At 25.8% G+C, this 11,721-nt stretch carries 9 protein-coding genes and 2 tRNA genes; 2 read left to right on the forward strand and 9 right to left on the reverse strand.

All coding sequences use genetic code 11. From position 1 onward, the window contains the following. The 3 genes from U880_RS11915 to U880_RS0108415 all read right to left on the reverse strand — a co-directional run. A partial coding sequence (locus U880_RS11915; RefSeq protein ID WP_024655587.1) for a tetratricopeptide repeat protein occupies positions 1–1,136 on the reverse strand: 1,136 nt, incomplete at its 3' end. Positions 1,137–1,185: 49 nt separating this feature from the next. Then, positions 1,186–2,901, reverse strand: a complete 1,716-nt coding sequence (locus U880_RS0108410) for a BB_0208 family protein (RefSeq protein ID WP_024655588.1) — start codon at positions 2,899–2,901, stop codon at positions 1,186–1,188. Further along, a complete protein-coding gene (locus tag U880_RS0108415) occupies positions 2,902–3,732 on the reverse strand; it encodes a sugar phosphate nucleotidyltransferase (protein WP_024655589.1) in 831 nt (276 codons plus the stop codon). An 87-nt stretch (positions 3,733–3,819) separates the two neighbouring features. On the opposite strand from U880_RS0108415, the gene rsmD reads away from it, so the two are divergent. Further along, on the forward strand, positions 3,820–4,365 hold the full coding sequence (gene rsmD, locus U880_RS0108420) for a 16S rRNA (guanine(966)-N(2))-methyltransferase RsmD (protein WP_235048054.1): 546 nt from the start codon (positions 3,820–3,822) through the stop codon (positions 4,363–4,365). Positions 4,366–4,369: 4 nt separating this feature from the next. On the opposite strand, the gene U880_RS0108425 is transcribed toward rsmD, so the two are convergent. The 6 genes from U880_RS0108425 to U880_RS0108450 form a co-directional block, all read right to left on the reverse strand. After that, the gene (locus U880_RS0108425; RefSeq protein ID WP_024655591.1) at positions 4,370–5,908 is read right to left on the reverse strand and encodes an HD-GYP domain-containing protein; all 1,539 of its coding nucleotides are present in this window, start codon (positions 5,906–5,908) and stop codon (positions 4,370–4,372) included. Between the two features lie 202 nt (positions 5,909–6,110). Beyond that, positions 6,111–6,183: transfer RNA gene (locus U880_RS0108430), tRNA-Phe, on the reverse strand. Positions 6,184–6,623: 440 nt separating this feature from the next. Continuing rightward, on the reverse strand, positions 6,624–7,595 hold the full coding sequence (gene hflC, locus U880_RS0108435; protein ID WP_024655592.1) for a protease modulator HflC: 972 nt from the start codon (positions 7,593–7,595) through the stop codon (positions 6,624–6,626). Beyond that, the gene (gene hflK / locus U880_RS0108440; RefSeq protein WP_024655593.1) at positions 7,596–8,528 is read right to left on the reverse strand and encodes an FtsH protease activity modulator HflK; all 933 of its coding nucleotides are present in this window, start codon (positions 8,526–8,528) and stop codon (positions 7,596–7,598) included. Positions 8,529–8,653: 125 nt separating this feature from the next. Continuing rightward, the gene (locus U880_RS0108445; protein WP_024655594.1) at positions 8,654–9,895 is read right to left on the reverse strand and encodes a hemolysin family protein; all 1,242 of its coding nucleotides are present in this window, start codon (positions 9,893–9,895) and stop codon (positions 8,654–8,656) included. Positions 9,896–9,983: 88 nt separating this feature from the next. Then, positions 9,984–10,056, reverse strand: a tRNA-Cys gene (locus U880_RS0108450). 150 nt (positions 10,057–10,206) lie between these two features. Between U880_RS0108450 and U880_RS0108455 the strand changes: the two genes are divergently transcribed. Further along, positions 10,207–11,721 carry a UDP-N-acetylmuramoyl-L-alanyl-D-glutamate--2,6-diaminopimelate ligase gene (locus U880_RS0108455; protein WP_024655595.1) on the forward strand — a complete coding sequence of 505 codons (1,515 nt, stop codon included), beginning with the start codon at positions 10,207–10,209 and terminating at the stop codon, positions 11,719–11,721.

Below are 11,721 nucleotides of genomic sequence, written 5' to 3' on the forward strand. Positions count from 1 at the left end.
AAATTTTGAGAATTTTTATGTTGTTGAGAGTGTTGAGTAGGAGTTAGTTGATTGTTTTGATGTTGATTTTTATGTTGTTGATTGTTGTGTTGTGTTAAATTTTGAGAATTTTTATGTTGTTGAGGGTGTTGAGTAGGAGTTAGTTGATTATTTTGATGTTGATTTTTATGTTGTTGATTGTTGTGTTGTGTTAAATTTTGAGAATTTTTATGTTGTTGAGGGTGTTGAGTAGGAGTTAGTTGATTGTTTTGATGTTGATTTTTCTGTTGTTGATTGTTGTGTTGTGTTAAATTTTGAGAATTTTTATGTTGTTGAGAGTGTTGAGTAGGAGTTAGTTGATTGTTTTGATGTTGATTTTTATGTTGTTGATTGTTGTGTTGTGTTAAATTTTGAGAATTTTTATGTTGTTGAGAGTTTGAAGATTGTTGCTCAGTGCCTAATTCTTGTTTGTTTTCATATTTTTGCGTATTTTTCTGTTCTTTTGATTGACCTTTGGCAATGTGTTCTTCACTTCTATTTTGTAAAGTTTTGTCGAGTTTTTCTAGATCAGCTTTTTTGTTTCTTAAAAGGTTTATCATATGTAAAATAGCATTTTTTTTTGAGCTTTCATATCTTAGTGTAATAAATTGAGAGTAATCATGAATTGCCATGGTGTATGAATCCCATGCATTTTTGTAATCTTTTTCTTTAAAATTAATTTTTCCTTGTTCAACATAAGAATTTGCTCTATTGAGGAGTGCCTTATCATAGTTGGGCATATTTTTGATAGAACTAGAATAATATCTTATTGCTAAATTATAATAACCTTTACCTCGTTTAAACATTATGTTTCCCAGTTCAAAATATAATTTGTAATCAATATTTCCCCCTATTGCAATTCCGTCAAGAAGGGCACCTTCTGCTTCTGTTAATTGATTGTTTTCTCTATAAGCTATTGCTAAGAAGTAGTATCCGTCTTGTTCTTTTGGATGTTTTTGAATAGCTTCACTTAAGATTTTTATTGCTTGTGAATAATTTTTATTTTTTATTTCTTCTTGTCCAAGTTTAATTAGTCTTTGAGAATATGCTAAGCTTGAATTTAGTAATAAAATAATCAAGACAATCAAATTTTTAAGCAATAATAAACATTTCTTCATATCTTCTATATGTATTATTTTATTACTTTCAAGTAAATATTTCTATATTTTATGGTGTCTTGGAATCAAATTTATTTTGTTCTTGATTTAGAAATGTAATGAAGTTTATTATTTCTTCTTTTTGTTTAGGTGATATTTTTTGTTCTTCTCTCAATGCATCTAACTTGTAATAGTAAACGATGTAATATATGGCTGGTAGTAATGATATTTTTTTTTGAAATTCTTCTAGTTGAAATAGTAATTCTAGTTTAATATTTTTGTTTAGTATTTTAAATACTCTTGTTCTTAGAGTTAGTGATTTTACAAAAATATATGATTTGCAGTAATTGAATTTATGAGGACTTGTTTTTTGCATTTGGATTATTTCTTGAGGGATTGTGATTTTATTTGAATCAAGGTATATCATTATTTCTGATATAAATTCAAAATGTTTTTGATCAATATTGGGATAAAAAGATAGGAAATATACAAATATTTGATTTTGAATTTCAAAATTTTTATTCTTGAAAAATTGTTTTATATCTTTTTCTGTTTGTATCCTATCATTTTTATCTGCATATATATAAAATGAAATCCATCCATATGTATCTATTTTTGTGATATGTTTTTTGATATAATTCATCACCTTAATTAAAAATATTCTTCGTATTTTTTTATTTTGAAATATTTTTGAGCTTTCATATGGATTGAAATTCATTTTTTCAAATGATATGAAAAATTCTTCTGCTTGAAATTTTGCGGTAATCATGTCTTCTATGTTTGTATCAATATTTAGTAATTTATATGTATCAATATATTCAATTGTAAAAATGAAATCTTTCCATTCATGTGGTACTTTATCTTTAAAAAACCATTTTAGATATTGTTTTATTGCTGTTTTTTCAAGTGAAAATAAATATGTTTTGAAAGTATTTTGAAAATCTTTTGGGGTATATCTTGTAAATTCACTGAAGAAATAATTAAAATTTGAATTTTTATTTGATCCTTTATAAAAGATTTCATTAAGACTAAATGTCTTGATTGTTTTTAAGTATTTTAAAATTTCATCGTATTTTAAAGTTAAAACTTCATCTATTATATATTTATAATTTTTTGTTAAAATTTTATTAAAAAGTGACTTAGACAGACATCCTACTGGCCAGTAAGTTAAAATAAGTAGCTTTTTTAGTTTGGTTACTCTGTTTTGTTTTTGGCTTAAGCTTGATTTAAATAATCTTTGAAATGATAAATTATCTTTAAGTATGCGTTTAATTTTTTCTTTGTTTCTATATTTTACTGCTATTAGTATGTCTATTGTTGGTTCTAAATTTTCTATTTTTAGGTTGTTAGAAAAATTTAATATTAATTGTTTATATAATTCTTTTTTTTCTTTTGTGTATTGATTATTATTGGATATTTCAATTATTTTTAAAAAATTGCTTGAATTTAATTTATATGTTATCCCAGGTCTTTTGCTAATAAGATTAGTTTCTTTTTTTATTTGAAGTAAATTTTTTTCTTTAATGATTTCTAGTATCCAGTTTTTTATATTATTGTCTTGTGCTTCTTCGTAATAATATTCTTCAAGTGTAATGTTTAAGATATTTTTTTTAAGTTCATAATTTTTACTTATTGTTATGAGATTTATAATTTCTTTTTCATTGAGTTTGTAAAGTTTTGATAAGATACTATATTTTAGAATTTTTTCTTCTACGTTTGTATTTATATATTTTTTTAATATCTCAAGAGTATCATAAAATTTTTGATATTTTGTTAGTATTGTCATTTAATTCCTTAATAAATTGTTTATGATCTTTAGTAATTTATCATCTTGTTTTGCAATTTTAATTATTGCTTCTAAATAACCTTCAATATCACCTATATCAAGCCTCTCTCCTTCAATTTTTTTGTATAATACTTTATTTTCAATCATTAATTTCTTTAATGCATAAATATGGTGATATTCTCCTTTTTGGTGAAATTTAAAACCTTCTTCTAAAAATTTAAAAAATTCATTGGTATATAAAAATCTTCCTATAGATGCTTTATTGCTTGGTTCGTGACCAATTGCTGGTTTTTCTACTATATTTTTTACATGAATATTATCTTGATTTAGTTCTATTACTCCGTATCTATTGATATTTTTAGGATTTTCGATAACGGATAGTATATTTTTTCCAGTTTTTTTATATAATTCTATTAATTGTGCTGTTAAGGGTGGCGATCCAATATGTAGATCATCGGGGTATGCAACTATTACGCTTTCATTGCCTATCCAGGGCTTTGCATGAAGTAATGCATGTCCTGTGCCCATCATTGTATTTTGTCTTATAAAACAAATGTTAATATCTTTAAGTTTAATTTTTTCTAAAAAATCTTTTTGGCATTCTTTGATGAATGTATGTTCAAGTTCAACTTCTCTGTCGAAGTAATTATCTAAAACTTTTTTTCTTCTTGAAGTTATGATGAGTATTTCTTTAATTCCAGAATTAATAAATTCTTCAATAATATAATCAATTGATGGTTTATTTAAGATTGGTAACATTTCTTTTGGAATAGTTTTTGTTATGGGTAAAAATCTTGTGCCATATCCTGCTGCTAATATAATACCTTTCATATTTTGTCTCTCTTAAACAAAATTATATCAAAATTTGGTTTATGTATATATTTAATATTTTTGAAAAATGATTTAGAATGCATCCTTATGCATGTAAGTTCGGGGAAATATAAGGGATGGAAAGTTGCTTGTCCTAGAGTAGGTGATGTGCGGCCTGTGATGGCTATTATTAGAGAAGCATTTTTTTCTATTTTGTTTAATCAGATTTCGGGAATAAATTTTCTTGATGTATTTACTGGGACTGGAATAATGTCTCTTGAGGCTTTAAGTAGAGGAGCCAGTCTTGTACATCTTGTTGATTATAATAAATTTTCTAGAAATGTTTTGATTAAAAATTTTGATATTGTAAGTGAACCTTATAAATTTTTTTTTACAAAAGCAGAATTCTTCCTTGCAAAGAGAAATCTTTTTTATGATTTAATTTATCTTGATCCTCCTTTTAGCTATCCTTTGAAAAAAAATTTACTTGAGATAATATCAAAAAATAAAAGTTTAAATAAAAATGCAAAAATTATTATTCATTATCCTGCTAGAGAAAATTTGGATAATAATATTTTAAGACTCTCAAAATATGATTTTAGAAAATATGGAGGTTCAAGACTTGATTTTTTTGAAGTTAATCTTGATATATAAATTGTTAATTCTGAGTAGAATCTAATAGTTGAAATTGTTCACTTTGAAGTTCTTCAATGTTATGTCTTAATTCAAATTTATCAGTGTTTTTAAATGGGCTTTTTTTAATTTCTCCATTTTGTCCTTTTATTATTATTTCTCTAGATTCGAGGTTTAGTAATATATCTCCAATTTTATATGATTTGTCTTTTTGTTGTATTATGGATAAAATAGGCAAAACATCCATTGTATATTTAAAAACGACAGCTTTAAATATAGGTTCATTGCAATTTTTTGTGTGTACGTTTATTATCGTGCCATAATCAAATGGTGCAAGTACTTTTAAAAAATTTTTTAGCATTTCTATGTCAAATTTTTTATTTCGTAAATATTCGTCTGGTTTGTCTTTATCCCAATAATATTTTTCGCTGTTTTGATTTAAAAATTCAATTGCTTCTAATGGATTAACGGGTTCTTTAATTATTATTGGATTAATCATTTCATCATAAGTATCTATTATGCAAAAAATTCTGATAAGTTCATGTGTGAATTTTTTTGTTGTTTCTGTGTGATTTTTGTTATTAAGGTAATTTTTTTGTCCATTAATTATCATTTTTGTAATAGCAGAAATATCATCTCTCATTCTAAATAAATTTTTAGAAATATTAATACTTTTCTCTAAAAGTTCTATTTTAGAGAAAAGTTGTTTTTCTGTATCGTTTTGTTTAATACTAATTTTGTTTCTTATTTTTTGTAGTATTGTGATATGCATAAGCCCAATTGGGTGTAACAGTACTCCAAGTGCAGCTTGTATTATAATATCATTATCGTAAAAAAATTCTGTAAATTCTGTATAGTGTGATTTATCAATAAAAAATTTTGATGTTGATCTTGGTGCATTTTTTGCTGCTCGCTCTTTATTTAACTGTGCAATAGTGAATAAAAAATAAATTGTAGTATCAATTGCATGTATTAATATGGAGTCACCTTCTGTTTGTATTTGTTCTCTAAAAAATTCATAATCTCTTCTGATTGACAGCAAGTTTAGTTTTTTTATTGTTTTATTATGGAGATTATCTTGATCTATGATTTTTTGAAAATCAAAATAATCATAGATTGTTGATAATATTTTTTGAATAGAGATTATTTTATGTCTTGGCAAAATTTTAAAACTACCTTCAATAATTTCCTTACTATAGATGGAATCGGGTTCTCTTTCCATTAATGTATTTAAATTAATTGTTGTTTTTTTCCCTGAAATTGTGAATATTTTATCCTTTTCTGAGAATGGCTTATATATATCTTTTGATGCTTCTATTAGTTCTTCTTTTAAAAAATTTAATTTGTTGTTTAAAAGTTCTTTATTAATTGTACTGACTAATGTTTCATGTGAGATATTTTCATAATTGTTTATAACCGGGATATGTGAAACATTTCCTTTTTTTAAAAATGTTATGATTTTTTTATTTACCTTTGTACTTAATTTAGTTAAGTTTCCAATGTTTGAAAATATTATATCCTTTTCTGTTAAGTCTTCTATTTTTTTTATTTCTTTGAGAATCATTGAAATCCTCTTAAAGTTTTAAGCATTGTCGTACAGGAAAATTGCATTTGCGAGATAAGGATTTGTCTTATATGCTATTAATTTAAATAAGGTGATGTTTTGTAACATAATTTTATGTAGCTTCTTAATAACCGAATTTAAAGCTTTTCCTTACTCCTTTATTTGAAATATATTCTTGCCTGACAAAGCCTTTCATTCGTATTGCCGTCAGGGAGAATCGAACTCCCGACACAAGGATTTTCAGTCCTTTGCTCTACCAACTGAGCTATAACGGCTTAAATTTTGACATTGTAATTTTTATTAACAGAAACAATTGTTTCATAAACAAAGTTTTTTGTCAATCAAATAAAGAGCTATTAAAATTTTTTAATTTTTGTATGTCAATAAAAAAGAGTAGTCAATTTTTTCTGTCTTTATATAACTTAGCAAAGGAAATGATCAATATTAAATGTTATTAATTTTGATTGTTGTTTAATGATTTAAGTAAATGATGGTAAGTATTGTTTAATAATAAGTTGTTTGTAGTTTTTGAGTGATGGAGACTAGGTTATATAGTAATTAATTTTATATTTTCTTATTTAAAAGCAATATTTGTATTATTTTTTTTAAATAAAAAAATGAATGGGCCTTAATACTGATAGTATATACCCATTTTATAGTTTGTTTCTTTGATATTTATTTATGTTTTGATTTTTAATGCAATTGAAACCAATTTTTATTTTGTATGATGTAAGTATTTAAAAAAATCCATATCTGTTGAAAATATTTTTCGTTTATCTTTAAGTGTTATTTTATAACTTTCTAGTGATTGCCATAATTTATAAAATTCAGCATTTTGTCCATAAGCATTTGCATAAATTTGTGCAGCTTTACTATCTCCTTCAGCTTTAATTTTAGCAGCTTCTGCCCTTGCTTCACTTAATAGTTTGAGTTTTTCTTTTTCAATACTACCAAGAATTTCTGTTTTCTCAGCAATCCCTATACTTCTTTGTTCTTCTGCTACTTGTTGTCTTTCTGAAATCATTCTGTTGTGTACGGAATCAATTAAACTTGGATCATAACCAATTTTTCTAATAAGTACATCTACAATTTCAATTCCAATATCTTTTGTATTTTGATTAGATACTTCAATTATTTCGTTTTCAATTATTTTTCGGCCTTTTGTGATTTTATAGGTTGTATTATTTGTAATGTCTTGTGGAGTTAATATTCCATCAGATAGGCGTTGAATGGGGTCATTTGAACTTCTTATAATTTCAAGTAAAGGATATTTTGCAATGACACCTCTTACTGCAGGTTCAATAGCTGCATTAATTATAATAGAAGCTCTAAACATTGTTTTGATTGCTGTATAAAATTTATTAATGTCTACAATTTTCCATCTAGCAGTTGTATCTATCCAGATTAATTGTTTTTCTTCTCCTCCTGTTGGAATTCTTTGAGGTTCTCCATCCCATCTAAGTATGTATTTAGGAAAAATGTGTACATTTTCAATAAATGGGATTTTATATTTAAGACCAGCTGTATTTTCTGTTCTCTCAATTTTACCGAGTCTTGTAGTTATCGAAATTTCATTTTCTTTTAAAATGTAGATTGGTTGTGTTATAGCTAATAATATTAATCCGAACATTAATGTAAAAGCTAAAATCTTAGCAAAATAGAGTAAAAATTTTAGTATATATTTCATTTACTTAACCTCCTTAAATGGAAGGAAATTTTTTAAGTTTTTGTCAATAATTTCAATATTGTCTTTATTTTCAAGAATTTCTTTCATTGTTTCATTATATATTCGCTCTCTTGTAATTTCTGGATCTTTTATGTATGCATCTAGAATTGCATTAAATATGGCAGTTTCAGCTAATGCACTATTTATTCTGTTTTCTTTATATCCTTTAGCTTCTTCTATGATTTTGAGTGCTTCACCTCTGATTTTTGGAATAATTTGATTAAATTCTTTTTTTCCTTCATTTATAAATTTATTTTTATCTTGGATTGCAATATTAACATCTTCAAATGCTTCATAAACTTTTCCTTTTGGTGGCATGGCATTCCTGATTTGTACCTGTATAATATCGATTCCTAAATTATATGTTTTAATAATTTCATTCATAGAATCTCTTACTCCTTCTGTGACACCAACCCTGTTATCGTTAATGATTTCAAAAATAGTATTGTCTCCAATTAATCTGTTCATTGATGCTTTTGCAATGTCTGTGATGGTTTTTTCTGGATCTTCTACTTTGAACATAAAAGAATATGGATCACTGATTTTATATTGTACTAACCATTCAACCTTAATTATATTTAAGTCTCCAGTAATAATAATTCCTTCATCTTCATCTGGATTGCTTACCATATTGTTGTTTGGATTAAACCCAAATTTAACTTCTTGTATGATCTTTACTGGTACAATTAATTTTTCTTCAATTAATGGAATTTTGATATGTATTCCTGGTTCAAGTATCCTATTTAATTTACCAAGACGAAGAATGACCGCTTCATCAGATGGTCCAACAATGAAAACATTTGCAATGGTGATTATTAATATTATTACTAATATAATTAGAATTATAGTATATTCATATGTTTTGTTAAAAAAATTTAAGATGTTATTTAACATTTTTCCTCCCTTTTTATTACTATATTTTAAAATATGTATTTCATGATTAATCCCCTAATATTTTGTATAAGGTGTATTTTATGTTTATATTTAACTTTACTTAATAAACAATTTTTCCAAATATTTTATTCCTTTTGAATTTTTTTAAATGTTATTTTTTTTATTTTATGGTTTTGAATTTCTTCTATGAGATATTCTCCATGTTCTGTATTAACCCGTTCTCCTTTTGTAGGTATTTTGTCAAGTAAGTCCATGATGTATCCTCCCATTGTATTGATGTAGTCTTTATGTTGAATTTTAATTCCTACTGTTTCTTCAATTTCATCAAATGTTGTTTCTCCTGATATTAAGTAAATGTTGTCGTCTTTTTTAGTAATAAGTTGTTTTTTCTCTTCGAAATCATATTCATCAAATATTGCACCGAAAATTTTTTCCATTATGTCTTCTACTGTCAGTATTCCTGAAAATCCACCGTACTCATCAATAACAATTGCCATTATTTTTTGTTTTTGTCTCATGATATCTAATATGTCTTTTATTCTTTTGTTTTGCTGTACAAAAACAGCAGGCTTTATGAATTTAATAATATTTTTTTCAAGTTTTTTTTTACTTATTTCAATTAAATCTTTAGTTATTAAGATTCCTATTATTTGTTCTCTATTTTGACCTTTATATATGGGAATTCTGGAATATCCTTCTTTTTTAATTAGTTTAATTTTATCTTTTAATTTTGATGTACTTGAGAGTGAAAATACTTCTGTTCTATGTGTCATAATTTCAGACGCCCTAACTTCTCCTATATTTAGCATTTTTTGCATGAATATTCTGTCGTCATTTTCTAAAATTCCTAATTTTTCGGCTAAAGACAACATATTTTTTATACTATCTTTAGTTATTTTTTGATTTGTTGTTATTTTGCATAGACTTAATAAAATTTTGACTATTCCATTAATTATGTATATTGCTGGTGTAAATATTATTGTTAATGTTTTAATGAAAATAGAGGTATATAAGACTATACTCTCATTATTTAGGATTGCAATCTGTTTAGGAAATATTTCTGAACAGATGAGTACTATTATTGTTATGATTCCAGTTGAAAATGCAAGAGAATTATTACCATATTTATCAAGAACAAATTTTGTTGTCAGAGTGCTTGCTGTTATATTAGCAATATTATTGCCAATTAAAATTGTTGTGACGAGTTTTGATGGGTTTTGTGATAAATTGTATACTACTGTTCCTAATTTGCCTTTTTTCTTTATGTCTTGAAGTTGGATGAGGCTTAATGATGTATAGGCTGTTTCTGATGCTGAGAAAATCGCCGATAATATTACAAGTATTAATATAATGATTAATTCTAACATAGTTATTATTTTAATTTATCTTAAAATCATTGTCTTTAATTTTGTTTGCCTTTATAAAAAACACATTGACCTTTAAGCCTTGTTTACAAGGCGCCGACCGGATTCGAACCGGCGAATCAAAGTTTTGCAGACTTTTCCCTTAGCCACTTGGGTACAGCGCCATATGAAACATTAGTTAGTTTATAAAAAAATATTTGAATTGTAAACAGTCTTTTTTCACTTTTATAGTTTAAATAATAATTGATTTTTTGGGTATTCTCTTTTGAAATTTTTATATAAAAATAAATTTTATTTTTGTAAACTTTATGAATATGAATAGAAAAGTACTTAATGATGTTTTATTTAAATTAAATCAAAATTTGATACAAAAAATTATAGGGTCTTGTGAAGTGGAAATATTGGGACTTGCATATGATTCAAGATGTGTTTCATTTAATTTCGTTTTTTTTGCTCTTCCTGGACTGCATTTTGATGGTCAAAAATTTATTGAATCAGCAATTCAACGAGGTAGTAATGTTATTGTTCATACTAATGATATTGATTTTTATGATTCCAACGTAACGTATATTAGAGTTGATCCTTGTAATATAAAAAGATTTATGTCAAATTTTGCTCATGTTTTTTATGATGAGCCCTCAAAAAAGCTTAAAATTATTGGTGTTACAGGCACTGATGGTAAGAGTTCTGTTTGTTTTTATATTTATACTTTATTAAAATCTATGGGTGTTAAAGTTGGGTTTATCTCAACGGTGTTTCTTGAAGATGGAAGTGGTATTTTAGTTAAAAATCCCTATAGGCAGTCTACTCCAGAATCAACAGAAATTCATTTAGTTCTCAGTAAAATGGTGGATAATAATGTTGAATATGCTATTATTGAATCAACTTCTCATGGTCTTGATGATAGGACATCAAGGCTTCTTGATATTGAATATTCTGTTGCTGTTTTGACTAATATCACTCATGAACATCTTGAATTTCATGGTACCATGCAGAATTATTTGAGAGCCAAGCTTAATCTTTTTTATTCTGCAGATTTTAATGGTGGTTTTGGTATTATCAATATGGATGATAATCACTTTTCTATGTTTATGAATTCTATTAAAAGGACTTATACCTATAGTTTAAAAAATGAAAAAGCTGATTTTTTTGTAAGTAAGATTAATGAACAAATGGGTTTTACTGAATTTGAGTTTTATCATAATAACATTAAATATGCTTCTAGAGTTAATCTGACGGGTAGTTTTAATGTTGAGAATGTTATGGCTGCCTTAATTGTTGTTAGTCAAGTTATGAAATTTGATATTTTAAAACTTATTTCTAAGCTTATCAATATTAAGAGTCTTTGTGGACGCATGCAAGATATTAACTTTGGCCAAGATTTTTCTTTAATTGTTGATTATGCACATACACCAGGTGCTTTTCTTAAAATGTTTCCCATATTTAGAAGACTTGCAAAAAAGCGTTTAATTTCTGTTTTTGGTTCTGCTGGGGAGAGAGATATTCTTAAGAGAAGATTGCAGGGAGAAATTGCAGATGAGTATTCAGATATAATAATACTTTGTGATGAGGATCCAAGAGGTGAGGATTCTATGCAAATAATTAGAGATATTGCAGAAGGAATTGTAACAAAAACCTTAAATAAAGATTTGTTTTTTATTCCTGATAGAAAATGTGCAATTGAAAAAGCAATAAATATTGCATGTGGTGATGATTTGGTGGTTACTCTTGGAAAGGGGCATGAAAGTTCAATAATATATAAAGATAAGAGTATTTTTTGGGATGAACAAGCGGTTATTAAAGATATTATTTTAAGTTTGAAAAAATAG

Origin of the sequence: Borrelia hispanica CRI, from assembly GCF_000500065.1 — a bacterium.
GTDB classification, from domain to species: domain Bacteria; phylum Spirochaetota; class Spirochaetia; order Borreliales; family Borreliaceae; genus Borrelia; species Borrelia hispanica.

Excerpts from the sequence above, each read along its gene's own strand:
- U880_RS0108410 (WP_024655588.1), bottom strand. The coding sequence starts at position 2,901 with ATGACAATACTAACAAAATATCAAAAATTTTATGATACTCTTGAGATA.
- U880_RS0108415 (WP_024655589.1), bottom strand. The coding sequence starts at position 3,732 with ATGAAAGGTATTATATTAGCAGCAGGATATGGCACAAGATTTTTACCC.
- rsmD (WP_235048054.1), top strand. The coding sequence starts at position 3,820 with ATGCATGTAAGTTCGGGGAAATATAAGGGATGGAAAGTTGCTTGTCCT.
- U880_RS0108425 (WP_024655591.1), bottom strand. The coding sequence starts at position 5,908 with ATGATTCTCAAAGAAATAAAAAAAATAGAAGACTTAACAGAAAAGGAT.
- hflC (WP_024655592.1), bottom strand. The coding sequence starts at position 7,595 with ATGAAATATATACTAAAATTTTTACTCTATTTTGCTAAGATTTTAGCT.
- hflK (WP_024655593.1), bottom strand. The coding sequence starts at position 8,528 with ATGTTAAATAACATCTTAAATTTTTTTAACAAAACATATGAATATACT.
- U880_RS0108445 (WP_024655594.1), bottom strand. The coding sequence starts at position 9,895 with ATGTTAGAATTAATCATTATATTAATACTTGTAATATTATCGGCGATT.
- U880_RS0108455 (WP_024655595.1), top strand. The coding sequence starts at position 10,207 with ATGAATAGAAAAGTACTTAATGATGTTTTATTTAAATTAAATCAAAAT.